The following is a 25,126-nucleotide window of genomic DNA, read 5'->3' as shown; positions in this document are numbered from 1 at the left end:
GGAGCCCGGCCCCCCCCACCCCGGGGGCCAGGCTGCCCACGGGTGTGGGGGTGCCGGTGTTGATGGCGTAGATCACCGACTGGATGTCCGGCGTTACGCCGGGGATCTCTCTGGTGAGCTCCTCAATGATGCGGGTGGCGGAAACCTGTCCTCCCACAGTCAGGTAGAGCTCTTCTCCCTGCCTCGTGACCGAGAAGGCACGCCTGCTGATGATCTCCTGACTTCCTGTCCCCATTCCACCATCTCCTCGAGAAGAATCTCTGCGGTGGTCCCCGGCCGCATGACGGAACGGCCGGGGAAGGTGCCGTTACCGCTGGTGCGTCCAGCGTGTCCCGTCGGGGGTGTCCTTCAGGACGACCCCCTGTTCCAGCAGCTCGTCGCGGATCTGGTCCGCCCTGGCGTAGTCCTTCTCCCGGCGTGCCTGTTCGCGTTCGGCGATACGCTGCTCAATGTAGGTATCGTCGCATCTTCCCTCTTCGTTCAGTGCCTCGATGCCGATGACCCCCATGATCTCCTCCACATCCTCGAGGAACCGCAGTGCTTCCCGGAGGCCTTCGATATCGTAGGGGCTGTGCTGCAGGTGGGCGTTGACCGCCCGGACACATTCATAGACCGCACCGAGGGCGCCCGCGCTGTTGAAGTCGTCGTCCATATCCGCCAGGAAACGGGTTTTCGCCGCGTCGACGGCATGGCGCAGCCCGGCGTCCGGCCCCCGGCTTTCGCTGTTCCTGTCCAGGGCCTCGCAGAGGTCGCCCCAGCAGTTCCGGAGCCGGTTCACGGCCGAGGTGGCCTGCTGCAGCCCCTCGTCGGAGAAGTTCAGCGGCGAACGGTAGTGCGCGCTGAGCATGAAGTGCCGGATGGCCAGCGGCGAGTAGACCTTGCGCGCCTCTCTGGCGGTCATGAAATTGCCCAGGGATTTGGACATCTTCTCCTTGTCGATCATCAGGTATCCGTTATGGACCCAGTACTGGACGAAGGGCTGTCCTGTTGCGGCCTCCGCCTGGGCGATCTCGTTTTCGTGATGCGGAAAGATCAGGTCGCTGCCGCCGGCGTGGATATCCAGGGTGTCCCCCAGGTATTCCATGGACATGGCGCTGCATTCGATGTGCCAGCCCGGCCGGCCGCGGCCCCAGGGGCTTTCCCAGGCGGGTTCGCCGGGTTTCTCCGACTTCCAGAGCGCGAAATCCAGGGGGTGCTCCTTTCTCGGATCCACCTCGATCCTGGCGCCGGACTGGAGTTCGTCGAGGTCCTGCTTCGCCAGCTTGCCGTACTCCGGAAAGCTGGTGACGGAAAAGTAGACGTCGCCGTCCACCTCGTAGGCATGCCCAGCATTGAGGATTTTCCCGATGAGACGGATAATGGGTTCGATATGCTCCGTGGCCCGCGGGGAGATCGTGGCGGGACGGACACCCAGCGCTTCGGCGTCTTCCCTGTAGGCCTGGATGAAGCGTTCGGCCAGTTCGTTCACCGAGATCCCCTTTTCCCTGGCCCGGTTGATCATCTTGTCGTCGATATCGGTGAAGTTTTCCACATAGGTGACCTGATATCCCCGGTACTCCATATATCTCCGGAGGACATCGAAGAGGATGAAGGGGCGGGCATTCCCGATGTGGAAATAATCATAGACGGTGGGGCCGCAGACGTAGAAACCCACGTGATCGTCCTGGAGGGGAACAAAGGGTTCTTTCTTCCCGGTAAGGTCATTGAAGAGTACAAGTGGCATGCAACACACCTCCCGACTGTCTTCATGATATCCTATACTCTTACGGGCGAAAAGTGAAGGTGGCGAGTATGGAACGGAGCGAGTTGCTGGAAAAAACAAGGTCCTATCCCGACAGGCCGGGGGTCTATCTGATGCACGACGGAGAGGGCCGGGTGCTCTATGTGGGCAAGGCGAAGTCGCTGAAAAAGCGGGTCGCCTCCTATTTTCGGCGGAGTGGTTTCGCCTCCCCCCGCCTGCGGAAGCTTGTTTCGCTCATCGAGGATATCTCCACGATCCGGACGGAATCGGAGGTGGAAGCCCTTGTCCTGGAGGCGAAGCTCATCAAGCGGTATCAGCCGTTCTTTAACGTGGAACTCAAAATGGGGGAGCGCTATCCCTATATCAAGGTAACCAGCGAGCCCTTCCCCCGGGTGGTGGTCACCCGACACCATTCCGATGACGGGGGGGTGTATTTCGGTCCCTTCACCCGGGTGTCGGAGGTGCGGCAGCTCCTCCGGTTGACCGAACGCTATTTCCCCCTGCGCACCTGTACAAGGGACATCGACCCGAGCCGTCCCCGCAACCGTCCCTGTGTCAAGTACGCCCTGGGGCGATGCCTCGGGCCCTGTGCCGGCAAGTGCGGCCAGAGGGAATACGGCGAACGTGTGGCCGATGTCATTCTGCTGCTGCAGGGCCAGACCCTGAAACTGGTGGAACGCCTCAGAGCCAGGATGGAACGGGCCGCTTCGGAGCTTGCCTTTGAAGAGGCGGGGCGGATCCGTGATACCATCAGGGCCATCTGGCGGTACACCCGGCAGCGCACCAGCCGGGGTGCGGACGGGGAGCTCAGCCCGGAGATGTGGGATGCCCTGCAGGAGCTGCAGAGCGCTCTGGGACTCAAGACACTCCCCTGGAGAATCGACGGGTTCGATATCTCGCACTTCTCCGGCGGGGAGACCTACGGTGTGGTGGTGGTCTTCGAGCAGGGACGTTCCAACGCATCGCTGTACAGGAAATTCGCCGTCCGGGACGTGGAAGGAATCGACGACTTCCGGAGCATGGAAGAGGTGCTCTCCCGGCGCTACAGGCATGTCCTGCAGGGCGACGAGCCGGTTCCCCAGCTGATTGTCATCGACGGCGGCGAGCAACAGCTGCGTTTCGCCAGGAAAGCGCTGGAGGCTCTGGGGATCGAGGACATCCCCTCGGTGGCTCTGGCGAAACGGGAGGAGCTTGTCTATAGCGAGGCCGGGCGGCCGCCGCTGGCCTTGCCGGAAGGCGGGGCCGCCCTCCGGCTCTTGCAGCAGGTCCGCGACGAGGCCCACCGCTATGCTGTGGGGGCCCACCGCAGTCGGCGGGACAGCAGACTCCGCCGTTCCGCTCTGGAGGAGATCCCCGGTGTGGGGAAGAAGCGTGCCGCCCGGCTTCTGGGAACCTTCGGCAGCGTACAGCGGATCTCCACGCTCGAGGCGGAGGAGATCGCGTCGGTACCGGGGATCGGCAGGACGCTGGCCGCGACGATCCGGCGGACGTTGAGGGGAGAGGTGGAGACTGAGACGGAAAAGCGTTGACGAATACTACATGCGGAGGGCGCTCTCCCTCGCTCACAGAGGAGGGTGTGCGGTCCGCCCCAATCCCCGGGTGGGCTGTGTCATTGTGGCCGGGGATGCCGTGGTCGGCCAGGGATACCACCGGCGCTGCGGCGGGGACCACGCAGAGGTGGAGGCCTTGCGGATGGCCGGCGAAGGAGCCGCCGGCGCGACCGCCTATGTCACCCTGGAACCCTGTTCGCACCACGGGCGGACGCCGCCCTGTGCCCCCCGGCTTGTCGAGGCCGGGGTGTCCCGGGTGGTTGTGGGGACCCGCGACCCCAATCCCCGCGTCTGCGGCCGCGGAAACGATATCCTCCGCAGCGGCGGGGTGGAGGTGACAGAGGGTGTATTGGCGTCGGAGTGCGCCTGGATCAACAGGGGCTTCTTCCACAGCTGCCGTCACCACCGACCCTGGGTGACGCTGAAGGCCGCCGCCACACTGGACGGGACCATCGCCCTGGACGACGGCAGGAGCCAGTGGATCACCGGTCCGGAGGCGCGCCGGATGGCGCATCTCCTCCGGGCCGAGCAGGATGCCCTGCTTGTGGGGAGGGAAACGGTGGAGCAGGACGATCCCTCGCTCACCGTGCGGGAGTGCGCCGGCCCCTCGCCCCTTCCTGTTGTGCTCAACTCCCGCCTTCGCATTACGCCTGCAAAACAGGTATACCGAAACCCCCGGACCGTGGTGGCCTGCAGCGACGAGGCGGCCTCCCGGGAGGACAGGGAGGGCTTCCCCTTCGAGATCCTTCCCCTCCCGTCTGATGACCGCGGTCTTTCGATCCCTCCTCTCCTTTCGGCTCTCGCCGGGAGGGGGGTACAATATCTCCTGGTCGAGGGGGGCGGCGAGGTGATCGGCTCCTTCCTGCGGCAGCGCTGCGCCGACGCCGTGGCGCTCTTTGTCGCGCCGTCGCTGCTCGGTGCGGGGCGCTCCCTCCGCGGGGGATTCCGCTGTTCCTGCCTGGAGGAGAAGATCGAACTCCTGGAACCTCGTGTCTCCTCTGTGGGACGGGATTTCCTTGTTGAGGGGGTGCTGTCGTGTTCACCGGGCTTATAGAGCAGGTGGGGAGAGTGGAGGGTTGCACCCGGCAGGGGGATGTCCACCTTCTCCGGATCGGGGCCCCCGGGTTCGCCGGCATGCTCGTCCACGGGCAGTCCGTCGCCGTCTCCGGCGCCTGCCTCTCCGTAGTGGAGACCGGTGCGGATCACTTCGCCGTGGAGATGATGCCCGAAACACTGGAGCGCACCCGACTGGGCGATGTCCGTCCCGGGGAGGCGGTGAACCTCGAACGGTCGCTGACCCTGGAACGAAGGCTGGACGGACATCTGGTCACCGGTCATGTGGATACCCTGGTGACCGTTCGGAGCGTGTTGCCCTGGGGGAGGAGCCGGCTGATCGAATGCCAGGCGCCGGAGCGTGTTGTGCCGCTGGTAGTGGAGAAGGGATCGGTGGCCCTGGATGGGGTGAGCCTCACTGTGGCCGCCAGGAGCGGGGTGGCCTTCAGCGTGGGGGTGATCCCCACGACACTGGCGGAGACCACGCTGGGCCGGGTCGGCCCGGGTGACCGCCTCCACCTGGAAACAGATATATTGGGGAAGTATGTGGCCTCGCTGCTCGAAGGAAAGGCCGGCGACCTTCCGGCTGCCGGCAGGGAGAACACCGGCGGGGGCACCATCGGATGGGAGGACCTCCAGCGATACGGATGGGTATAGTGCTGCCCCGGAAGAACGGGAACAGCACGTGAAATGGAACCGAAAGAGGTGGATCGATGCATTCCGAAGCAACATTCTGTTCTGTAGAGGAAGCCCTCGACGAGCTGCGCCGGGGGAAGATGATCATCGTCGTGGACGACGAAGACCGGGAAAACGAGGGAGACCTTGTGATTCCGGCATACAAGGTCTCGGACGAGACCATCAATTTTATGGCAAAATATGGGCGGGGTCTGATCTGTGCGCCGGTGACGCTGGACAGGGCGCAGCGGCTCGGACTCGAACTGATGGTGCAGGACAACACCGACCGGATGCAGACGGCCTTCACCGTTTCGGTGGATGCGAAGGAAGGCACCACCACCGGCATCTCTGCAGCCGACCGCGCCCTGACCTGCCGGTTTCTTGCCGAGGAGAGCAGCGGTGCCGACGATTTCCGTCGCCCCGGCCACGTCTTTCCCCTGATCGCCCGGGAGGGCGGGGTGCTCAAACGGGCGGGGCACACCGAGGCCTCCGTGGATCTGGCCGGACTGGCGGGGTTCCCCCCTGCTGCGGTGATCTGCGAGATCATGAACGAAGACGGGACGATGGCCCGGCTGGGCGACCTCTGGGAGTTCGCCCGACGCTTCGACCTGAAGATCTTTTCCATCAAGCAGCTCATCCGGTACCGGCATCAGCGGGACAAGCTGGTGGAGCGGGTCTCCACCATCTCTCTCCCCACAGCCTACGGTGACTTCACGGCCTATGCCTACCGGTCGCTGCTGGAGCACGGCACGGAGAAGCTCCACATGGCCCTGGTCAAGGGTGATCCCTGGTCGGAGCCGGACAGGGAGGTGCTGGTGCGGGTCCATTCCGAGTGCCTGACAGGCGATGTCTTCGGCTCGCTCCGCTGCGACTGCGGTCCCCAGCTGCACCACTCCATGGAGTATATCGAGAAGCAGGGGGAGGGCGTGGTGCTCTATATGCGTCAGGAGGGCAGGGGGATCGGCCTGTTGCCGAAACTCAAGGCCTACGAGCTGCAGGAGAGAGGGATGGACACCGTGGAGGCCAATCAGGCTCTGGGTTTCGATCCCGATCTTCGGGATTACGGTCTGGGGGCCCAGATCCTGGCCGATTTGGGACTGAAACGGATCCGTCTCATGACAAACAACCCCAGGAAGATCGTCGGGCTGGAAGGGTACGGGCTGGAGGTGACCGGCCGTGTCCCTCTGGAGATCCCCCCCAATCCCCACAACGAGTACTATCTCCATACGAAACGCGACAAGATGGGGCACATACTGCACAAGTAGCGCTCCGACACCGTCCCGAGAGGCGGACACCGATACCACAAGGAGGAGAGGCCATGCAGGTTGTTCAAGGGGCCCTGACAGGGGCCGGATTGCGATTCACGCTTGTCGTTTCCCGTTTCAACGAACTCATCACCTCGCGACTCCTGGAAGGGGCGAAGGACACACTGCTCCGACACGGGGTGAGGCATCAGGATCTCGCCGTCTACTGGGTGCCGGGAGCATGGGAGCTCCCCTTTATTGTCAAGGAGCTCGCTCTGCAGGGGAAGCAGGACGCTATCATCGCCCTGGGTTCGGTGATTCGGGGAGACACACCCCATTTCAACTATGTGGCTTCCGAGGTCTCCAAGGGACTCGCCCATATCGGTATGGAGCAGCGTGTCCCGGTCGCCTTCGGGGTCCTGACCTGCGATACCCTGGACCAGGCTCTCTCCAGGGCCGGCAGCAAGGCCGGCAACAAGGGTGTTGAGGCGGCCATGTCGGCATTGGAGATGGCAAACCTGATGCAGGAAGTCCGAGGAGCCAAGGAGGAATAGACTGTGCTTGATATGAAGTGGATTCGGGAGCATACCGACGACGTTCGCAACCTGCTTGCGAAACGGAATCAGGGATTCCCCCTCGACCTGCTCATGGGGCGTGACGAGCGGCGGCGCGAGATCCTGGGCGAGCTGGAAGAGCTGCGCGCCAGGCGGAACGAGGGTTCCAAGAAGGTCGGTCGGGCGAAGAAAAACGGCGAGGACGCCACGGCGCTGATGGAGGAGATGCGGGCCCTGGGCGAGCGGATCAAGAGCCGGGATGAGGAACTGGCTGCCGTCGAGGAAGAACTCCGGGCGATGGTTGTGGAGATCCCCAACAGGCCCCACGAAACGGTTCCGGTGGGGCATGACGAGGAGGACAACCCGGTGGAGCGGACCTGGGGGACCCCGCCGAGCTTCTCCTTCGAGCCGAAGCCCCACTGGGAGATCGGCGAGAACCTCGGTATCCTCGACTTCGAGCGGGGTGTCAAGCTGGCACAGAGCAGGTTTACCGTGTTGCGTGGGCATGCGGCCCGGCTCGAGCGGGCGCTGATCAACTTCATGCTCGATCTCCACACCGGGGAGCATGGCTATACCGAATGCCAGCCGCCTTTCATGGTCAACAGCGACACCATGTTCGGGACGGGACAGCTCCCGAAATTCGCCGACGATCTCTACAGGAGCAGGCAGGAGGATCTCTGGCTGATCCCGACGGCGGAGGTTCCCCTGACCAATCTCCACAGGGAGGAGATCCTCAGCGAGGAAACGCTCCCCCTCTATCTCACGGCCTACACACCCTGTTTCCGCAAGGAGGCGGGCAGCCACGGCAAGGATGTCCGGGGGATGCTCCGGCAGCACCAGTTCGACAAGGTGGAGCTGGTCAAGGTGGTCGCGCCGGAGACAAGCTACGACGAGCTGGAAGGCCTCACCGGCAATGCCGAGCGGGTGCTGCAGCTTCTGGAGCTTCCCTACCGGGTGGTGACCCTCTGCACCGGGGACATGGGGTTCGCCGCAGCCAAGACCTACGACATCGAGGTGTGGCTCCCCTCGCAGGAGCGGTACAGGGAGATCAGCTCCTGCAGTAATTGCGAGGATTTCCAGGCCCGTCGGATGAACGCCCGATACCGACCGAAGGGCGGCGGCAAGCCCCGCTACGTCCACACCCTGAACGGCTCCGGGATCGCCATAGGGCGGTGTCTCATCGCGATCCTCGAAAACAGGCAGGACCGGGAGGGGAATGTGCATCTCCCCGAGGCGCTTGTTCCCTATATGGGCGGCGTTAGCGTCCTTTCCGCCCCGGCCTAGAGGGGTCCCGCCGCTCCGGCACTCGAGGAAAAACGTGGAACAGGCAGGGTTCCATGGTACAATGCTTCTGACGGAAACGTATCCTACACGTTTTCTTCATCTGTTGTGGCTGTAACGTGGTGCCCTGCCGGATGGAGCGGATCTTTCATGGAGGGAAGGCATGTTCTCTGACATAACACTACTGGCGGGTCTTTCAATCAGTCTCTCTGTGGCGCTGGCGTGCCTGGTGGTCCAGAAGATGCTCCGCCGGCACCTGCAGCAGGACCAGCTCGATTACATGCGGGATCTGCTGCTGCTGGGGGCATGGTGTATCATCGGATTCTGGTCCACCAGCGGCGACGCACGCCATGTCGTCGCCATTGCGGTGGTGGCCACGCTGATCGGTCTGGTGCAGCGGTTTTCCAGGGCCAACATCCGTTTTCTCTATCTTGTCATCGGCCTCCTCTTTGCCGTCCTTGGGCCCCGGATCTCCTTCATCGGGCTTCCCGGCGGCGAATACCTCTACCTTTCCCCCTGGGCCTCCATGCTGGTCACCGCGCTCTGGGGCGGCCTCTTCCCGCTGCTCGTCCAGGAACTCGACCAGATCTCGGGGATGGCGGCGCATCTGCTTGCCATGACATGGCTTCTTCTGGTCGGCGTGACCCTCTTTTCCATGCAGGGCTTCGGCGGCTCGCTCCTGCTGAGCGTCAGCGGGCTCATCCTGCTGGCGGTCTTCTGGAGCCGGCACGGTCACATGTTCAGGCGTCTCGGGCAACCTCTCTCGGCGCTCTGGGGAACCCTGCTGGCGGGCACCTCCATGCTCGGCGTCAGTAAGAGCGTGGCGTTCACCACCATCTTTCTGCTTCCGGTGGGGCTCTTCGCACTCCCCTTCCTCGAGACCTCCCTGAATGCCATCAGCCGGGCCCTCCCGGGCAGGAGGGACGGCACGCTCTGCCTCTACCGTCATCTTCTCGGGAAAGGGGTGGACCATCCCGCCGCCGTACGGGCGGTGGCGCTGTTCTGTGGCGCTCTCGGCTTAGCCGCGGCGGCGCTCCAGCTCCGCCCGGATGCCCAGGGGCTGTTGGTGGCCGGCAGCTCTCTGGCCGCCTCGGGCGCCTATCTGCTCCATCTGAAGACCCAGACCAGCCCTCCTCTCTGTCCGCGCCGTCCGGTGATCTGGGGGGTGCCCATCGACAACGTCTCCGTACAGTATGCCCTCGCCAAGGTGCGTTCCTGGCTCAACGCCGGGGAACGGGGCCCTCGCCGCATCGTCACCCCCAATGCCCTGGCGGTGTACGCCTGTCTCCAGGACAGACGGCTGCGGCGGGTCTTCCAGAGCGCCGACCTCTCCCTCCCCGACGGGATGGGTCTGGTGTGGGCGCTCCGCGCCTTCCGGTATATCCTGCACGAACGTATCGCCGGTGTCGAGTTTATGGATCGCCTCTGCCGTATCGCCGCCACGGAAGGGTGGTCGGTGTTCCTCCTCGGAGGCGAGCCGGGCATCGCCGAAACGACGGGGGAGCGCCTTCAGGAACGCTATCCGGGGCTCGCTGTGGCGGGTACCTACAACGGATACTTTCCCAGTGAGCAGAACGACGAGGTTGTGGAGCGAATCCGGGACTCCCGGGCCGACATCCTCTTTGTGGCCCTGGGGGTGCCCTGGCAGGATATCTGGTTGTACCGGCATATCGACGAACTGGGAGATATGGTTGGTATGGGAGTAGGGGGGAGTTTCGATGTTATCTCCGGAAAGCTGCGGCGGGCGCCGGCGATGTGGCAGAAGCTCGGCTGCGAGTGGCTCTACCGGTTATTCCAGGAGCCCTGGCGGTGGAGACGGATGAGCCGGCTTCCCCTGTTTGTTCTGGCTGTGCTGGCGACGCGAATCGGAATCCTACATAAGGGCGGAGGGAAAACGTGAACACCACTGCTTCCCAATTGATGATGCGCGACCTCACGGCCCTTGCGGTTGATGACCTGATCATTGACGCGGTCCGTGTTTTTTATACCCAGAGAATCGGCGGTGTGCCGGTGGTCCGCCACAACTGGATTCTGGCGGGGTTCATCTCGGAGAGCGATATCCTCCACGCATCGGTGCCCACCTACCTTGAGGTGCTTGCGCAGAGCTCCTTCCTCGACGATTCGGAGGGGAATCTCCTCGATCGCCTCAAGATGCTTGGTGGAAGGCTGGTGGAGGAATTCATGACCTCTGATCCCATCTATGTCCACCCCCAGACCAGTCTGATGACCGTGGCCGACCTGATGCTGCGCAAGCGCATCAAGCGTCTCCCTGTTGTGGAGGACGGACACCGCCTTGCCGGCGTGATCGACCGTGGGGCCTTCTGCGAATTTATGATGGAGGCTGAGGTTTTCAATGAAAGATAGACAGGGAGTGGAACCCACTGCCGCGGAGCAGGAAACGTCCATCCAGCGGGAGCTGGAACAGGAACGGAAGCGTCTCGAGGGTATCCACCAGAGGCGCCTGGAAGAGCTTGAGCGGGAGGAAGCCCAGGGCATGGAGCGTTTGGAAGAGATGACCCGCAACACCTACCGGGAGCTCAGGGAAGAACACGCTCATATGGAGCGGGGGATCGAGGAGGAGCGCGCGCGCCTCGAGGCACAACTCCAGAGGAAACTGGAGGAAACCAGGGAGAGTGTCGCCGGCCTCTGTGGTGTCGACGACATCTCCCGTAACATGCTCACCCGTCTTCTTCCGGAGTACGAAGGGAGCGACGGGAGCTCGTGATCCGGCGTATGCTGCGCCTCTCCCTGTGGGGCGTAACGAGTATCAAAGGAGAGCTGGTGGATCAGCTCCACGAATTGGGTGTACTCCATACGGAGCTGGCCCCGGCCGAGGTGATCTCCCGCGAGGAGAGCCACCGTCTGGTGTTGCTTTCCGCGAGGATCCGGGGCATGCTGGAAGCCCTCTCCTGGGACGACTGGGATTCCTTGAGCGACGACTATCTCAGACGGGTGGAGGCACGGATCGGTTCCCTGGGTGCAGGGGCGGCCCGGGAGCTTGAACGGAGCCTGGAGTCCTTCCGGGAACGTCTCTCGGAGCTGCTGGAGGAGCGCGATTCCCTGCAGCGGACGCTGCAGACCCTGCGGCAGGTCCACCACAATGTGGTACACGTCCTCCCTTTTTTCCAGGAGGAGCGCACCGAGGGACGTGACCTCTCGTTGTGGTGGGTCGGCTCGTCCCGGGTGAAGACGCTGCTGCCCCGCTTGCGCAGCGCAGTCCAGCGCGAGGGGTCCAAACGGGGAGAAAGGGCATCGGTGCGCTACCATAAGGCGGCGGTGTCGGGTGAGAATGTCCTGCTTTCGCTCAGTGTCCCCCGTGAGGCCAGGGGCGAGGTCGAAGAGGTGATGAGGGAGGAGGATGCGGTGGCCTGGCGTCCTCCGCATGCCTTCGAGAAACGCCATGTCTTCGATTCCATCCAGGCTGTGGAAAAGGGCATGGACTGGGTTCCCAAACGGCTCAAGGAAGTGGAAGGAGAGCTGGACAAGACCCGCCGGGAATGGGGACCGCGCCTTGGGGCACTCTATATCCTTACGGAGGAGCAGGCGGAGGCGGCCCGACTGGAGGACACCATTGTCCCCGAGGGGGGCATGTTCCAGCTGGAAGGCTGGATCCCCGAGGATCACCTTGAAGAAGCCACAAAAGCGTTGAAATGCCGCTTTCAGGATGAGCTCTTTATCTACTGGCGGCATCCGGAGAGCGACGAATGGCATGAGGTGCCGGTGGCGCTGATCAATCCGGCTCCCTTCAGACCCTTCGAACTCTTTTTGCGACTCCTGCCTTCGCCCCGGTACATGGGCGTCGACCCGACGATCCTCATGGGGATCTTCTTTCCCTTCTTTTCCGGTTGTATGGTGGGTGACGCCGGGTATGGGGCGATCATCGGCGTCATCGGAGCGCTCTTGCGGAAAAAAGGAACCCGAAGGCGCTATGTCCCCGAGATCGGTGTCATTCTCATGCATATCGCCGCCTGGAGCGTTTTCTGGGGCTTCCTGTACGGCGAGCTCTTCGGCGATCTGGGCCACAGGCTGCTGGGGCTTCATCCGCTCTGGGTGGAACGGGCCCACGCCGTTATGCCTGTGATGATCTTCACCATTGTGCTGGGCCTGGGACACATCCTGCTTGGACTGCTCCTCGGCGTCGTGGAGGGGATCCGTTTCGGAGAACGGTCCCACTGGCTGGAGAAACTTGCCGATCTGCTGATCTTCCTCGGCCTGATCGCGTTGCTCGTGGTGATCAAGGGATGGCTTCCCCCGGGGCTCTTCAGCGTGGCGCTCTCCTTTGTGATCGTGGGGTTTGTGCTGCTCACCGTAGCCGGGGGTGTCGGCGGTGTCGTGGAGATGCTCGGGGCCGTCGGCAACGTGCTCAGCTATGTCCGGATTGCCGCCATAGGCCTTTCCTCGGCGATCCTCGCCATGGTGGCTTCCACCTTTGTCGATGTTCTCGGCATCTCCCTGCTGGGTCTCTTCCTGGCGGTGGTCCTCCATCTTCTCAACTTTGTCCTCGCCCTGGCGGGTTCCGGACTGCACTCCGCCCGTTTGCACTATGTTGAATTCTTCGGCAAGTTCTATTCAACCGGAGGAACAGCCTACAAACCATTTTCCAAAAGGAGGAAACAGTGATGGAAAAAGCCCTCATTGCATTTGCGGCGGCCCTTGCTGTCGGGATTCCGGCGCTGGCGACAGCCTATGCCCAGGCCAAGATCGGAAGCACCGGAGCGGGCACTGTAGCGGAGAAACCCGAAACCGCCGGTGTCATGGTAGTTCTCGAGGCGATTCCGGAGACAATGGTTATCCTCGGCTTTGTGGTCGCCATCATGTTGATTCTTCGGTTTGCCTAGAGGCTGTCTCTTCGGTTGGAGGTGAACCATGAGCGAAGAGGAGAGAACGGACGGGCAGTTCCGCCAGTTTCTTGAAGCGCTCCGCCAGGAATATGAAAAACGGTACGAAACGCAGCGCCGCGCAATGGAGGAGCGCCTCTCCGACCGGATCGCGGAGCGCCGCCGTCTCGTGGAAGGGGAGATTGAGAGCGGGCGGAGAGAGATTGCAGAGGAGCGGCAGCGGCGGTTACTGAAGGTCAAGCGGTTTTTGCTGCAACGCTATCGCGAAGAGGTGGCAGAGCAGGCGCGTACCCTTCAGGACACGGTGAGCCGCACTGTCGAAGCGAAGCTCCTTTCTGTGAAAGCGTCCCCGGCATCGTGGTACGCACTGCACCGGGCGCTGCTTCGGGAGGCGGTGGATGCCCTCCGGACCCCTTGTATCGCCGGGGTTCCCCCTGGTCTGTCCGCGCTGCAGCAGGAATTCGACGAGGTGGAGACGGTGCGGGAAGAGATCGATCACCCCTGGGGAGGTTGCCTTGTTTTCGACGCGGAGACAGAGACGCGTATCATCGACAACAGACTGGCCACACGTTGGCGACAGCTCGGACCGGAGCTTCTGGAGCAGCTTGGGCAGTGCGTTGAGCCGTACCTGCAGGAGGTGGACCGGTTTTCCCGAGAACTACGGGTATATGAACGCCATCCTTCGCGGTCGGTCGAGCGGCTTTCTGGATGACAGCGCGTTCCGGCGGTTTTCCGGTTTCGGGTTGCGGCAGTTCGAGGTTTCCCTGCTGGAGAGCCGTTACGGTGAAGCCTTCCGAACAGAGCTGGTGAGCCGGGAGGCATCGTCTCTGCGCCGTATAGAGCTCGCCCTGGCCCTGGGAACCGCCGATACCTTTCAGCTGATCCGCAGAATCGCCGATGGGGAGCCCCGGCAGCTGCTCGATGTCCTCTTCGCGCGGGCTGATATCCACAATCTGCGCCTGCTGTTGCGCACCTTTTCCGTACCGCGCTCCGGTCAGCGGGAGGCACCGCTCTGGATGCAGTACGGGCTGGTGTCCGAAGAGGTGTGCCGGGATCTGTGGAAGAGCGATGACCAGGTGGAACTCGAAGAGCGTTGCCGAGGACTTGGGACCCCCCTCACCGATGCCCTGGGCGACGCCGTGCGCGAATTGCTGAGACACCGGACGCTGGTGCAGGCGGAGCGGCGGTTGCTCAGAGGTATCCTTGCGTTCCTGCTGCAAAGGGTGGAAGCATATCCCTCGCGCAACGGCGAGTTGGTGGCCGGCTATCTGGGGCGCCTTGTTGATCTCTGGAATACCGGTATCTGGCTCCGTGCTGTCACATCCGGAGAAGAACTGACGGAAGAGCGGTTCCTCCCCGGCGGGGAGAGCCTTCCCCCCGAGAGGCTGCGGCGGTTCGATGACGTGCAGTCGCTCATCGCGGGAACGGCATGGAACAAGGTGCGTACCGACGACAACCCTCCGGCTCCCGTATTCCAGCGGCGGATGCAGGTGGCCTTCTGGCGCTGGCAGATAACCTGCTTCCGGGGTGACCCGCTGGGTATCGACGTGCTGATCGGCTTTGTGGCGAGGCAGCTTGTGGAGTGGCAGAATCTCTCAACCATTGCCGTGGGTATCGTCATGGGACACACCGAAGAGCAGATACGGGCCCTTCTTGTCCCCGTAGGGAGGAATCCGGGCAATGCATGAGGAGCGCACCCGAGCATTGGTGGCGGGGAGAAAAATCTTCACCGATCTGTGGGCGATCAAGGGTTTCGAGCCGAAACTCTGCGAAGACCCTGCGGATCTCCCCTCTCTCTGGAACGAGCTGACCGCTTCCGATGTAGCACTGGTCATTGTGGAAGCCGGTTGGTACGAGCGGGTGCCCGCCCTGTGGAAGCGGCGTATCGAATCGCTCGCGGCGCCGAGCTGGATTCCCTTCCCGGATATATACAGGCAGAACGTGGAGGAATAAGGGGTACGCTATGGAGCATATCGGATCTGTCCGCGCGGTCTCCGGACCTGTGGTGCGCGGCAAGGCGGCCGGCCCGGTGCGGATGTACGAGGTCGCCTATGTAGGTGACGCGCAGCTGATGGGTGAGGTCGTCCGGATACGCGGCGACGAGGTGGATATCCAGGTATACGAAAACACCGATGGGGTGACGGTTGGCGAGCGGGTGCTGTTCAGCGGAGGGCTGCTCACCGTGAGGCTCGGCCCCGGACTGCTTGGAAAGGTCCTGGACGGCATCGGCCGGCCGCTGGCCACGCTGGGCGAAAAGGGCGTCTTCATCCCCCGCGGCGAACACCTGGAGAGCATCAGTTCCCGGGAGAGCTTTCCCTTTATGCCCCGGGTCAACGCAGGTGATGCGGCGGAACCCGGCGACTGTATCGGAGAGGTGCAGGAGGGAGCGGGGACGCACCCTATCCATATCCCGCCTCGGGTGAAGCCGGGGGAGGTGCGGTGGATCGCCCCCCAGGCGGAGCTTGGGGTGACGGAGACAGTCGTTACGGTTGACGACACATCGCTTTCCCTTTCCACGACCTGGCCGGTACGCGAGCCCCGACCTGCAGCGGAGCGGCTGCATCTGCAGACCCCCCTGGTGACCGGGCAGCGGGTGATCGACACCCTCTTTCCTGTAGCCAAGGGAGGAGCGGCCGTTGTCCCGGGGAGTTTCGGCACCGGGAAGACGGTGACCCAGCAGTCGCTTGCCAAGTGGTGCGATGCGGACATCATTGTCTATATCGGATGCGGTGAGCGTGGGAACGAGATGACCGAGGTCCTGGAGGAGTTCCCCGAGCTGGAGGACCCCCATACGGGGCGTTCCCTGATGGAACGCATGGTGCTGATCGCCAACACCTCCAACATGCCGGTGGCCGCCCGGGAGGCGAGTATCTATCTCGGCATGACCATCGCGGAGTATTTCCGTGATCTCGGCAGGGATGTGGCGATCATGGCCGATTCGACGTCACGCTGGGCCGAGGCGCTCCGGGAGATCGCCGGGCGGATGGAAGAGATGCCGGGGGAGGAGGGCTACCCCGCATATCTGGGTTCCCGTCTTGCCCAGTATTACGAACGGGCAGGGCGGGTGCGCTGCCTCGGAAGCCCCGAACGGGAGGGCTCCATAACCGTCATCAACGCCGTGTCCCCACCGGGAGGCGACTTCTCCGAGCCGGTGACCCAGGCGAGCCTCCGGCTCTCCGGGGCCTTCTGGGCTCTGGACAAGAGCCTGGCGCAACAGCGCCACTTCCCGTCGATCAACTGGCGGAGCAGCTACTCCCTTTTCGAAGAGGATCTGCGCGGGTACTATGACCACAACATGGAGTCCGGCTGGAGGGAACAGAAGAGTTTTTTGAGGACCACACTGAATCGCGAAAAGGAACTCCTTGACCTTGTCCAGCTTGTGGGCCGCGATGGCCTCTCGGAATCGGACAAGTGGGTGCTCCACCTCTCCGAACTCCTCCGTTCCATCTTTCTTCAGCAGAATGCCTTTGAGATGAGCGATGCCTACTGTTCCCCCCGCAAGCAGCAGCTCTGGCTGTCCTTTTTCATGGAGCTGCACCGCACTGTTGAACACCGCATAGGGGAAGGGCTCCTCTTCGAACAGGTTCCCGCCGGGGAGATGCGCAGGGAATTCCTGCGGTTCCGTGAACTCGATGCGGCCCGGCTGGAGAGCGTTTCGGCGAACTGGCTTGAAGAATTCAGGCAACAGCTCCAGGAAACAGAGGTGATCCCGTCGTGACCATCCGGAAGGCGCTCTACAGGGAGGGCTATGACTCGGTGGAGCGCATCGAAGGCCCGTTGCTGTTTCTCCGGAATGTGGAAAACGCCGGATTCGGAGAGCTTGTGGAAATCGAAACGGACGAAGGAGCCCTTGCAGGGCAGATCCTGCAGACCGACGAAGACAGTTGTATTGTCCAGGTATTCGGCAGCACCATGGGGATCCGCAGAAAGGCCGCAACGGTATGGCTGGAGCGGGATGTCCTCAAACTGCCTGTCGGGCCGGGGATGCTCGGCAATGTCTTCGACGGCCGCGGCCGGCGCCAGGACGGCAAGGGGGTCGGCTTCGCCGAGGAGTGGCTTTCGGTGGAAGGACTGCCGATCAATCCCCATCGCAGACAGGGCCCCGACAACTATGTCGAAACAGGCATCTCGACGATAGACATGATGAATACGCTGGTGCGGGGCCAGAAACTTCCCCTCTTTTCCGGTGCCGGGCTTCCGGCCAACGAGATCGCCGCCAGGATCACCTCCGAGGCACAGGTTCCGGGACGGGACACCCCCTTTCTTGTGGTGTTCGCGGCGATCGGCATCACCCGGCGCGAGGCCCGATTCTATCTGGATCATTTCAGCGAGACCGGGGCACTGGCCAATGGGATCTTTTTCGTCAATCTGGCCGCCGACTCTGCGGTGGAGCGGCTCCTGACGCCCAGGATGGCGTTGACCGCAGCGGAGTACTTCGCCTTTACCAAAGGCTACGATGTGCTTGTGGTGCTCACCGACATGCTGCACTACTGCGATGCCCTGCGTGAGGTGAGTGCCTCCCGGGAGGAGATACCCGGCCGTCGGGGCTTCCCGGGGTACATGTACTCCGATCTGGCGAGCCTCTACGAACGGGCCGGCTGTATCCGGGGGAGCAAGGGGAGCGTCACCCAGATCCCGATCATTACGATGCCGGACGACGATATGACCCACCCTGTGGTGGACCTCACAGGCTATATCACCGAAGGACAGATCGTGCTGGACCGCAATCTCCACGAGCGGGGGGTTCTGCCGCCGGTCAACGTGCTCCCCAGTCTGAGCCGGCTCATGAACAAGGGGATCGGGAAGAGCAAGACCTTCCCCGAACACCGGGCTGTGGCCGATCAGCTCTATGCCGCCTACGCACGGGCAAGAGAGCTGGAGCGGCTCAAGCTCATCGTGGGAGACGACGGCCTGTCGGCGGTGGAGCATCGGTATCTCGAATTCGGCCGGTTATTCAACGATCTCTTTGTGGACCAGAAGGAATCCGGACGGACCCTCCAGGAGTCGCTGCGTGTTGCGAAGCAGTGTCTCCGCAGTCTGCCCAGGGAGGAGCTCTACAAACTGCCGGGTGATTTCCTGGATGACCTCTTTTCCGTTGAAGAGGGGCATTCTGAATGAGCGCCCCACCGACAAGAGAACAGCTTCTTGCCCTGAAACAGCAGATGGAAACCATCTCCGGCGGCATGTCTCTCCTGGAAAAGAAGCGGGATGCCCTTCTTCAGGCGCTGGAAAAAGACAGGCGTGCCTTTCGCGAACTCTCCAGGCGGTTTCAGGAAGCCTGTGAACGGATCGCTTTTCCCTTCACCCTGGTGCGGCTCTTTGAAGGAGAGGCTACCCTGACGCTCATCCGGTCGAGCAGCAGACCCCTGCGGCTTTCCAGCAGCCGGCACAGTCTTATGGGATGCTCCTATCCGCAGTTTGCCCGGACGCAACAGCCTTCGGATCAGGAGGAGCTGCTTCTGGCTGACCCCGCTCTCTCCTCCCTGCACATGGACGATTTGCTCAGCGAATTGAGCGCTGCGGACACCCTGCTGTGGGACTACATCAACATGAAGGTCCGTATCGACGCCCTTGAGCGCGAGCTTGCCAAAACCATGCGCAAGCTCAACAATCTGGAGTATGTCATCTACCCTTCCCTCCAAAGCGAGTACAAACGTATCCGTGATATCCTCCAGGAGCGGGAGCGGCAGGAGCGTTTCACGCTCAAGAAGTTCAAGAGGAAGCGTGCCGGGCAACAGACGGGCTAGGTGTGCAGACAATTTGGCATCGTGATCGCATATTTGCTACCCTACCGGGGAGTGGTTGTCGTCGTGAAGCTATCGGTCGTTACCGTTGGCAGGCCCAGGACACGCTGGGCCCGCCAGGGATGCGAGGAGTACCGGAAACGGTGCGGAAGGGTGCTGCCCGTAGAATGGCGGTGTGTCGCCGAGGAGAAGGGAAGCGGTGCGCCGGGCCGGATGGTCTCCAGAGAAGGGGACCGCATCATGGGCATTCTTCGGGAGCGGGACACCGTGATCCTCTGCCACGAAGCAGGCAGGGAGTACACCAGTGAAGAGTTCGCCTCCTGGCTCTTTCGTCGGCTGGAAACAGCGGAGGGGCGGCTTGTTCTCTGTATAGGAGGGGCCTACGGCGTTTCGGAGGCGGTGCGGGAACGCGCAAAGGAAGAGCTGTCGCTTTCACGATGTACGCTTCCGCACGAACTGGCGGCTGTGGTCCTCTTTGAACAGCTCTACAGGGCGTCGACGATACACCGTGGAACCGGCTATCATCATTAGCAAAAGCAAAGGAGTGGGGAACCGTGAAGATGGACAAGCTATTGAAGCAGGCGCAGCAGATGCAGGCCCAGATGGGGAAGATCCAGGAAGAACTGGGGAACGAGCGTGTGGAGGGCGCGGCAGGCGGCGGTATGGTCAAGGCCATCGCCACAGGTCAGGGGGACCTGGTGGATCTGACCATATCCCCGGATGTGATCGATCCCGAGGACAGCGAGATGCTCGAGGATCTGGTCCTGGCCGCCGTCAGCGATGCCCTCAAAAAGAGCAAGGAACTCTCCCAGGAGCGGATGGGCCAGGTCTCCGGCGCGATGGGCGGAATGAACATCCCCGGCCTGACGATGTAGAACGGGAGAAGGGATGTCTCTTCCCGAACCGCTTGAACACCTGACTGCGCTGTTTGCCAAATTTCCGGGAGTGGGGCGGAAGAGCGCCCGTCGTATGGCCTTCTACCTGCTCCGTCGCTCTCCGGGGTTTACCCGGGAGCTGGCCGACGCGATGAAGGAGGTGAGGGAGCGCCTCCACCCCTGCCCCAAGTGCGGCAACCTGACAGAGCAGGAGGTTTGCGAGATCTGCCGCGACCCGCTCCGGGACGGTGCGGAACTCTGCGTGGTGGAGACAGTGGAGGATCTCATCAGTATCGAACAGGCAGGTGTCTTCCAGGGGAAATACTTTGTATTGGGGGGCAGGATCTCCCCGCTTGAGGATGAGGAACTGCCGGAAGGTGCCCTGGAACGACTGCGATCCCGTATCGACGAATGGCAAACAAAGGAGGTGATCATCGCCACAAATCCAAAGGTTGAGGGTGACCTGACACTCTTCGCTGTCATGGAGGCACTGGCCAATGAACCCGTACGCGTCACGAGGCTCTCCTACGGGCTTCCCGTAGGGGGGAGCATCGGATTCGCGGACAGGGTGACCTTGCATGCGGCCATGGAGTCCCGCGCCGAAGTGTCCCGGCGTCAAGGCCCCAGGGCGTAACGAAAAAAAGGGGGTGAAGCCTTTGACTGAACCAGGACTTTTCGGTGTGTTCCGGGGCATCCTGCGTGCTCTGCTTGCGCTGCTCGGCGGCATAGCGGGGTACCAGCTCGCCCGGTTTTTGATGCAGCAGGACTTCTGGCCCTGGAGTGGCGTTCCCGCAATGCTTGCCGTTACGGGGGCGACCATCGTTCTGGTTGCAGGCATAGGGTTTTTGTGCGCTCCGCTCTTTCTCAAGGCCCTATTGGGAATAGGAAGTCTTACCGAACGGCATCTGCAGATCGTCAGCTGGGCAGATATCTCCGTGAGCATTATCGGCCTCATTATCGGCTTGCTTGTCGCCAATCTGATCGCCCTTCCCTTTGCCGACTTCCCGGTTATTGGTATGTATATAGCGGTTTTATTGAATCTGACGCTCGGATATATCGGTGTTCGTGTCTTCTGGAAGCGGCGTGACGACATCCTCAGCATGCTGGGGAGCATGAGCGAGCTGAAAGGGAGATTCCGGTTTTCCGTCGGAAAGCGCGGCAAAGAGGGGAAACCCAGCCCCGAGGGTGCTCCGAAAGAGGTCATGAAGATCCTCGACACCAGCGTGGTCATAGACGGACGTCTTCTGGATATCGCCAAGACGGGCTTCCTTGAAGGGACCCTGGTCCTGCCGCGCTTTGTACTCATAGAGCTCCAGGGGGTTGCGGACTCCTCGGATCCCGTGCGGCGGAGCCGGGGAAGACGGGGACTGGACGTCGTCAACGAACTGCAGGAGATCGACGACCAGCTGGATGTCCTGATTGTTGAAACCACGCTCCGCGAGCTGGGGGTGGACACCGTCGACGAAGGACTCGTGGCTCTGGCGAAGCAGATGGATGACAGCAAGATCCTGACCACGGATTACAATCTCAACAAGATCTCCCAGATACAGGGTATCTCGGTACTGAACGTCAACGATCTCGCCAATGCGTTGAAGCCCATGCTCCTTCCCGGCGAGAATGTCGTGGTTGATATCATCAGAGAGGGAAAGGAAGCGAAACAGGGCGTAGGGTATCTTGACGACGGGACGATGATCGTCGTTGAAGAGGGGCAGAAACTCATCGGCAGACGTGTCGAGGTGATGGTCACCTCCATGCTGCAGACATCGGCGGGCCGCATGATTTTCGGACGGATCAAGCGCGAGACCTCCTCATGAACGGCTGGTCCTTCGTCATCGTCGCTTCCGGCAAGGGAACACGGATGGGCGGCGAGCCCAAGCAGTTCCGTGAACTGGGCGGCGTGCCCCTCTGGGAGTGGTCCTACCGGGTAGCCGACAGGCTGGCCCGGGAGGGGCTGGTGGAGGAGTGCGTCCTGGTTCTTCCCGAAGGAAGAAGCGGTACAGTGACCGAACCGCCGGATGGAACGGTGTCCTTTCGCACCGCCTCCGGCGGGCCGAGTCGCAGCGATTCCGTCCGGAAGGGGATAGCAGCGGCGCGCTGCGAGTGGGTCATGATCCACGATGCGGTACGACCCTTTCTCCCGCTGCGGATCTGCTACGATCTCGCCCGCCGGACAGACTGCAGCAGGGGGGCTGTCCCCCTGCTGCCTGTCAACGATGCGCTCAAACGGGTCGGCGAGGACGGAAGAGCCGAGGTGGTGGATCGGACGGCCCTGCGGTGTACCCAGACCCCCCAGAGCTTCCACCGTCTCTCGCTGCTTGAGGCACTGGAAGCCTCCGGCGAGCCCTTGCGCGACGAAGCCGAAGCGTGGCTCCGGCAGGGGAAGGGGCTGGCCTATGTGGAGGGAGCGCCCGCCAACTTCAAGATCACCCGCAAGGAGGATCTGCGGTTTGCGTGGCAGGTGCTTGAGGGGTACGCCCCCGCCGTCCGCCGGACAGGCATAGGGTTTGACGTGCATCCTCTCGTTCCGGAGCGGAGACTGCTGCTGGCCGGTGTCGAGATTCCCTCTCCCCTGGGGCTGAGCGGGCATTCCGATGCCGACATCGTCGCGCATACCGTGGCCGACGCCCTCCTCGGCGCCGCCGGGGAACCGGATATCGGCACCCTCTTCCCCGCCGGCACGGCCGCATACAAAGACGCCGACAGCATGGCCTTGCTGGAAGAGGCCGCGGCCCGCATCGGGGAACGGGGCTGGCGCGTGTCCTGGGTCGATTGCGTGCTCTCGGCCCAGCTGCCGAAGCTTGCCGCTTTTGTCGAGCCCATCAGGAGATCCCTGGAACAGAGGCTGCGCCCGCAGAGCCGGCAGACGGAAAGGACAGTGAACGTCAAGGTCAAGTCGGGCGAACACATCGGCGCTGTCGGCAGAGGAGAAGCGATGAACTGTACTGCGGTTGCAACCATCGAAAGGAGGGAATGGAAATGAGAACCACGAAAGCTTTTCATCTCCCGGCGATTGTGGTGGTACTGTGCTGTATGGCTGTTCTGACGGTTCCGACGGCGGCTTTCGCACAGGTGGTCCTCGAAGACCGCGGCGAGGTGGTGGCCCTCAGGGCGGAGGGGTACCTGGTCGGGACCTTCCCCGCCTCGGTGAAACCACAGCTGGAAACCGGAGTGGAGCAGCTCCGGCGGCATTTCCGGCGGGGGATACCGATCAGCGCCTTCCATGTGCGGAATCGGAGCGGGCAGTGGGGGGTCTTCATTCATGATCACCCCATCCTCCCTGCGCTGCCCCAGGTCTGCACCTATCACAACACCCCGCCGCGTCTCATGGCCTCCATCTGGCTCTCCCGGCTGTATACCGCCTACGCCATGCGGTACGCCCGCTGTACACGGGAAACGATGATCTCCGACAGCGCCGTCACCGAAGGAAAGGTCTCCTGGTACGGCGGTCCCCGCTGGAACGGCAACAGAACAGCCAGCGGAGAGGTCTTTGACGACAAACAGTTGACCGCCGCGGCGCGGGACCTGCCCTTCAACACCCTTGTGCAGCTGACCAGTCCGCAAACCGGCAAGAGTGTGACCGTCCGGATCACCGACCGCTTCTTCCGGTACAAAGGACGGCTCTTCGATATCTCCCGGAGCGCCGCCGAGTTGCTGGATATCAAGGGGCACGGGGTCGCCAGGGTGCGTGTGCGTGTCCTGGGGAAACTGGACCATCTCAGCTCTCCCTAATCGACGAGAGGAGCGAAACCGCCTATGCAGGAACCCAATAAGTTCGTTACCTTCGATGGATTCACCTTCGATGATGTGCTGCTCGTGCCGGGGTACAGCGAGGTGGTGCCCGATGCCGTCGGCACGACCTCCTCCTTTACGCCCGACATCCCGCTGAACATCCCCTTCTGCAGTGCCGCCATGGATACCGTGACGGAAGGCCGACTCGCCATCGCCCTGGCCCGGGAGGGCGGGATCGGGGTGATCCACAGGAACATGAGCGTCGAGGAGCAGACCGTCGAGGTGGACAAGGTCAAACGCTCCGAATCCGGGGTCATCGTGGATCCCTTCTACCTGCATCCCGAGAGCCGGGTGCGCGAAGCGGCCACCCTGATGGAGCACTACCACATCTCGGGGGTGCCCATTGTCGACCAGCACCTCAAACTGGTGGGGATCATCACCAATAGAGACATGCGCTTTGTCACCAACTACGACCAGCCGGTCAGCCAGGTGATGACCAGGGAGAATCTGGTCACCGCCTCCGAGGGCACCACGCTGGAGGACGCCAAGAATATCCTGATGCGGCACCGCATCGAGAAGCTTCCGATTGTGGACAGGGACGAACGCCTCAAGGGGCTGATCACCATCAAGGATATCCAGAAAGTGAAGGAGTTCCCCAACGCCTGCAAGGACCACAGGGGACGCCTCCGCGCCGCGGCCGCCATCGGTGTGTCCGGCGAGGTCTACGACCGCGCCGAGGCGCTCGTAGAGGCCGGCGTCGACGCACTGGTCGTGGACACCGCCCACGGACACTCCAGTGCCGTCATCGAAACGGTCCGGACGATCCGGGGCAAGTACCCCGATCTCCCCCTTGTCGGCGGAAACGTGGCGACCGCAGAGGGGACGGAAGCGCTGATCGATGCCGGAGCGGATTCCGTGAAAATCGGGGTGGGCCCCGGTTCGATCTGCACCACCCGGATCGTGGCGGGCATCGGGGTCCCCCAGGTGGCTGCGATCATCCAGGCGGCGAAGACGGCCCATGACCGGGGGAGAACGGTCATCGGCGACGGAGGAATACGCTATTCCGGTGACGCTACCAAAGCCCTTGCGTCGGGAGCCGATTGCGTGATGATCGGGTCGCTCCTCGCCGGAGCCGAAGAGAGCCCCGGCGAGGTTGTGATCTATCAGGGGCGATCCTTCAAGAGCTACCGGGGGATGGGCTCCCTCGGGGCCATGCGGGAGGGGACGAGTAAAGACCGCTACTTCCAGGAAGGGAAAGGCGAGGGGAAGCTCGTCCCGGAAGGAATCGAAGGGCTGGTCCCCTACAAGGGGACACTGCAGGCGATCGTCTACCAGCTCGTCGGGGGCGTACGCGCCGGTATGGGGTATGTCGGCGCCGCCACAATAGAGGAATTGCAGCAGAAAGGCCGCTTCGTACAGGTGACCTCAGCCTCCGTGAAGGAGAGCCATCCCCACGATATCACCGTCACCAAAGAGGCCCCTAACTACTGGGCTCAATAGCTTGTAGCGGGGCCTATGCCCTCTCTGGCAGCCTCCTGGGGAGGTCAGGAGAAGCCAGCCTGGTGTTTTTTGCGAAAAGCTTCGATTCAGGGGTTGCCAAGCCCGGAGAAGCATGGTATATTCTTCGCTGTCGCCGCAAGGCGAGGCACCAACGGAATCTTGGCAAGAGAATACGGCATGCAGTAAAAGGCCCTTAAGAAATTCATGGAGAGTTTGATCTTGGCTCAGGATGAACGCTGGCGGCGTGCGTAACACATGCAAGTCGAACGGGGTATTGCTGGACACATAATTCGTTATGTAGAAGGCAGGACCTAGTGGCGAATGGGTGAGTACCGCGTGAGA

The 25,126-nt window shown here is 62.5% G+C and carries 26 protein-coding genes and 1 rRNA gene; 25 read left to right on the top strand and 2 right to left on the bottom strand.

What is annotated here, in order from left to right:
- The coding region (locus K9L28_06030; protein ID MCF7935876.1) for a hypothetical protein at positions 1-235 on the bottom strand (235 nt) is incomplete at its 3' end.
- A gap of 72 nt (positions 236-307) precedes the next feature.
- On the bottom strand, positions 308-1,723 hold the full coding sequence (gene cysS, locus K9L28_06025) for a cysteine--tRNA ligase (protein MCF7935875.1): 1,416 nt from the start codon (positions 1,721-1,723) through the stop codon (positions 308-310).
- Positions 1,724-1,791: 68 nt separating this feature from the next.
- Here cysS and K9L28_06020 point away from each other — a divergent pair, with 68 nt between their 5' ends.
- From K9L28_06020 to K9L28_05900, 25 genes are all read left to right on the top strand, one after another.
- Positions 1,792-3,270: an excinuclease ABC subunit UvrC gene (locus K9L28_06020; protein MCF7935874.1), complete on the top strand. Its 1,479-nt coding sequence runs from the start codon at positions 1,792-1,794 to the stop codon at positions 3,268-3,270.
- A 10-nt stretch (positions 3,271-3,280) separates the two neighbouring features.
- A complete protein-coding gene (gene ribD, locus K9L28_06015; protein ID MCF7935873.1) occupies positions 3,281-4,345 on the top strand; it encodes a bifunctional diaminohydroxyphosphoribosylaminopyrimidine deaminase/5-amino-6-(5-phosphoribosylamino)uracil reductase RibD in 1,065 nt (354 codons plus the stop codon).
- Positions 4,327-5,001 carry a riboflavin synthase gene (locus tag K9L28_06010; GenBank protein ID MCF7935872.1) on the top strand — a complete coding sequence of 225 codons (675 nt, stop codon included), beginning with the start codon at positions 4,327-4,329 and terminating at the stop codon, positions 4,999-5,001. The genes ribD and K9L28_06010 overlap by 19 nt, the downstream gene beginning before the upstream one ends.
- A gap of 56 nt (positions 5,002-5,057) precedes the next feature.
- Positions 5,058-6,284 carry a bifunctional 3,4-dihydroxy-2-butanone-4-phosphate synthase/GTP cyclohydrolase II gene (locus K9L28_06005; protein MCF7935871.1) on the top strand — a complete coding sequence of 409 codons (1,227 nt, stop codon included), beginning with the start codon at positions 5,058-5,060 and terminating at the stop codon, positions 6,282-6,284.
- Between the two features lie 53 nt (positions 6,285-6,337).
- Positions 6,338-6,817: a 6,7-dimethyl-8-ribityllumazine synthase gene (gene ribE, locus K9L28_06000; GenBank protein MCF7935870.1), complete on the top strand. Its 480-nt coding sequence runs from the start codon at positions 6,338-6,340 to the stop codon at positions 6,815-6,817.
- 3 nt (positions 6,818-6,820) lie between these two features.
- The gene (gene serS / locus K9L28_05995; protein MCF7935869.1) at positions 6,821-8,101 is read left to right on the top strand and encodes a serine--tRNA ligase; all 1,281 of its coding nucleotides are present in this window, start codon (positions 6,821-6,823) and stop codon (positions 8,099-8,101) included.
- 160 nt (positions 8,102-8,261) lie between these two features.
- The gene (locus K9L28_05990) at positions 8,262-9,998 is read left to right on the top strand and encodes a WecB/TagA/CpsF family glycosyltransferase (protein ID MCF7935868.1); all 1,737 of its coding nucleotides are present in this window, start codon (positions 8,262-8,264) and stop codon (positions 9,996-9,998) included.
- A complete protein-coding gene (locus tag K9L28_05985; protein ID MCF7935867.1) occupies positions 9,995-10,462 on the top strand; it encodes a CBS domain-containing protein in 468 nt (155 codons plus the stop codon). The genes K9L28_05990 and K9L28_05985 overlap by 4 nt, the downstream gene beginning before the upstream one ends.
- Positions 10,452-10,823, top strand: a complete 372-nt coding sequence (locus K9L28_05980) for a hypothetical protein (protein MCF7935866.1) — start codon at positions 10,452-10,454, stop codon at positions 10,821-10,823. Before K9L28_05985 ends, K9L28_05980 begins: the two co-directional genes overlap by 11 nt.
- Positions 10,820-12,718, top strand: a complete 1,899-nt coding sequence (locus K9L28_05975) for an ATPase (protein ID MCF7935865.1) — start codon at positions 10,820-10,822, stop codon at positions 12,716-12,718. Before K9L28_05980 ends, K9L28_05975 begins: the two co-directional genes overlap by 4 nt.
- Complete coding sequence (locus K9L28_05970; protein ID MCF7935864.1) at positions 12,718-12,936, top strand: ATPase; 219 nt, start codon at positions 12,718-12,720, stop codon at positions 12,934-12,936. Before K9L28_05975 ends, K9L28_05970 begins: the two co-directional genes overlap by 1 nt.
- 28 nt (positions 12,937-12,964) lie before the next feature.
- Positions 12,965-13,648, top strand: coding sequence for a hypothetical protein (locus K9L28_05965; GenBank protein MCF7935863.1), 684 nt, complete (start codon positions 12,965-12,967; stop codon positions 13,646-13,648).
- Positions 13,605-14,624: a V-type ATPase subunit gene (locus tag K9L28_05960; protein ID MCF7935862.1), complete on the top strand. Its 1,020-nt coding sequence runs from the start codon at positions 13,605-13,607 to the stop codon at positions 14,622-14,624. The genes K9L28_05965 and K9L28_05960 overlap by 44 nt, the downstream gene beginning before the upstream one ends.
- Complete coding sequence (locus K9L28_05955) at positions 14,617-14,889, top strand: hypothetical protein (protein MCF7935861.1); 273 nt, start codon at positions 14,617-14,619, stop codon at positions 14,887-14,889. The genes K9L28_05960 and K9L28_05955 overlap by 8 nt, the downstream gene beginning before the upstream one ends.
- 10 nt (positions 14,890-14,899) lie before the next feature.
- The gene (locus K9L28_05950) at positions 14,900-16,654 is read left to right on the top strand and encodes a V-type ATP synthase subunit A (GenBank protein MCF7935860.1); all 1,755 of its coding nucleotides are present in this window, start codon (positions 14,900-14,902) and stop codon (positions 16,652-16,654) included.
- A 2-nt stretch (positions 16,655-16,656) separates the two neighbouring features.
- The gene (locus K9L28_05945) at positions 16,657-18,054 is read left to right on the top strand and encodes a V-type ATP synthase subunit B (GenBank protein ID MCF7935859.1); all 1,398 of its coding nucleotides are present in this window, start codon (positions 16,657-16,659) and stop codon (positions 18,052-18,054) included.
- A complete protein-coding gene (locus K9L28_05940; GenBank protein MCF7935858.1) occupies positions 18,051-18,683 on the top strand; it encodes a V-type ATP synthase subunit D in 633 nt (210 codons plus the stop codon). The genes K9L28_05945 and K9L28_05940 overlap by 4 nt, the downstream gene beginning before the upstream one ends.
- A gap of 63 nt (positions 18,684-18,746) precedes the next feature.
- A complete protein-coding gene (locus K9L28_05935; protein ID MCF7935857.1) occupies positions 18,747-19,211 on the top strand; it encodes a 23S rRNA (pseudouridine(1915)-N(3))-methyltransferase RlmH in 465 nt (154 codons plus the stop codon).
- Between the two features lie 23 nt (positions 19,212-19,234).
- Entirely contained in the window at positions 19,235-19,555 is a 321-nt protein-coding gene (locus tag K9L28_05930; protein ID MCF7935856.1) for a YbaB/EbfC family nucleoid-associated protein, read from the top strand.
- A gap of 13 nt (positions 19,556-19,568) precedes the next feature.
- Entirely contained in the window at positions 19,569-20,189 is a 621-nt protein-coding gene (recR, locus tag K9L28_05925) for a recombination mediator RecR (protein ID MCF7935855.1), read from the top strand.
- Positions 20,134-21,369: a PIN domain-containing protein gene (locus tag K9L28_05920; GenBank protein ID MCF7935854.1), complete on the top strand. Its 1,236-nt coding sequence runs from the start codon at positions 20,134-20,136 to the stop codon at positions 21,367-21,369. Before recR ends, K9L28_05920 begins: the two co-directional genes overlap by 56 nt.
- Positions 21,366-22,535: a 2-C-methyl-D-erythritol 2,4-cyclodiphosphate synthase gene (gene ispF, locus K9L28_05915; GenBank protein MCF7935853.1), complete on the top strand. Its 1,170-nt coding sequence runs from the start codon at positions 21,366-21,368 to the stop codon at positions 22,533-22,535. The genes K9L28_05920 and ispF overlap by 4 nt, the downstream gene beginning before the upstream one ends.
- The gene (locus tag K9L28_05910; GenBank protein ID MCF7935852.1) at positions 22,532-23,284 is read left to right on the top strand and encodes a septal ring lytic transglycosylase RlpA family protein; all 753 of its coding nucleotides are present in this window, start codon (positions 22,532-22,534) and stop codon (positions 23,282-23,284) included. Before ispF ends, K9L28_05910 begins: the two co-directional genes overlap by 4 nt.
- 24 nt (positions 23,285-23,308) lie before the next feature.
- Entirely contained in the window at positions 23,309-24,784 is a 1,476-nt protein-coding gene (gene guaB / locus K9L28_05905; GenBank protein MCF7935851.1) for an IMP dehydrogenase, read from the top strand.
- A 201-nt stretch (positions 24,785-24,985) separates the two neighbouring features.
- Positions 24,986-25,126: ribosomal RNA gene (locus K9L28_05900) — 16S ribosomal RNA — on the top strand; the annotation flags it as partial.

Source organism: Synergistales bacterium (genome assembly GCA_021736445.1).
GTDB lineage: Bacteria > Synergistota > Synergistia > Synergistales > Aminiphilaceae > JAIPGA01.
Note: the sequence above shows the minus strand (reverse complement) of the source record. Positions and strands in the feature narration are given on the sequence as shown.

Excerpts from the sequence above, each read along its gene's own strand:
- cysS (MCF7935875.1), bottom strand. The coding sequence starts at position 1,723 with ATGCCACTTGTACTCTTCAATGACCTTACCGGGAAGAAAGAACCCTTT.
- K9L28_06020 (MCF7935874.1), top strand. The coding sequence starts at position 1,792 with ATGGAACGGAGCGAGTTGCTGGAAAAAACAAGGTCCTATCCCGACAGG.
- ribD (MCF7935873.1), top strand. The coding sequence starts at position 3,281 with ATGCGGAGGGCGCTCTCCCTCGCTCACAGAGGAGGGTGTGCGGTCCGC.
- K9L28_06005 (MCF7935871.1), top strand. The coding sequence starts at position 5,058 with ATGCATTCCGAAGCAACATTCTGTTCTGTAGAGGAAGCCCTCGACGAG.
- ribE (MCF7935870.1), top strand. The coding sequence starts at position 6,338 with ATGCAGGTTGTTCAAGGGGCCCTGACAGGGGCCGGATTGCGATTCACG.
- K9L28_05990 (MCF7935868.1), top strand. The coding sequence starts at position 8,262 with ATGTTCTCTGACATAACACTACTGGCGGGTCTTTCAATCAGTCTCTCT.
- K9L28_05980 (MCF7935866.1), top strand. The coding sequence starts at position 10,452 with ATGAAAGATAGACAGGGAGTGGAACCCACTGCCGCGGAGCAGGAAACG.
- K9L28_05970 (MCF7935864.1), top strand. The coding sequence starts at position 12,718 with ATGGAAAAAGCCCTCATTGCATTTGCGGCGGCCCTTGCTGTCGGGATT.
- K9L28_05965 (MCF7935863.1), top strand. The coding sequence starts at position 12,965 with ATGAGCGAAGAGGAGAGAACGGACGGGCAGTTCCGCCAGTTTCTTGAA.
- K9L28_05960 (MCF7935862.1), top strand. The coding sequence starts at position 13,605 with ATGAACGCCATCCTTCGCGGTCGGTCGAGCGGCTTTCTGGATGACAGC.
- K9L28_05955 (MCF7935861.1), top strand. The coding sequence starts at position 14,617 with ATGCATGAGGAGCGCACCCGAGCATTGGTGGCGGGGAGAAAAATCTTC.
- K9L28_05950 (MCF7935860.1), top strand. The coding sequence starts at position 14,900 with ATGGAGCATATCGGATCTGTCCGCGCGGTCTCCGGACCTGTGGTGCGC.
- K9L28_05940 (MCF7935858.1), top strand. The coding sequence starts at position 18,051 with ATGAGCGCCCCACCGACAAGAGAACAGCTTCTTGCCCTGAAACAGCAG.
- recR (MCF7935855.1), top strand. The coding sequence starts at position 19,569 with ATGTCTCTTCCCGAACCGCTTGAACACCTGACTGCGCTGTTTGCCAAA.
- K9L28_05920 (MCF7935854.1), top strand. The coding sequence starts at position 20,134 with ATGCGGCCATGGAGTCCCGCGCCGAAGTGTCCCGGCGTCAAGGCCCCA.
- ispF (MCF7935853.1), top strand. The coding sequence starts at position 21,366 with ATGAACGGCTGGTCCTTCGTCATCGTCGCTTCCGGCAAGGGAACACGG.
- K9L28_05910 (MCF7935852.1), top strand. The coding sequence starts at position 22,532 with ATGAGAACCACGAAAGCTTTTCATCTCCCGGCGATTGTGGTGGTACTG.
- guaB (MCF7935851.1), top strand. The coding sequence starts at position 23,309 with ATGCAGGAACCCAATAAGTTCGTTACCTTCGATGGATTCACCTTCGAT.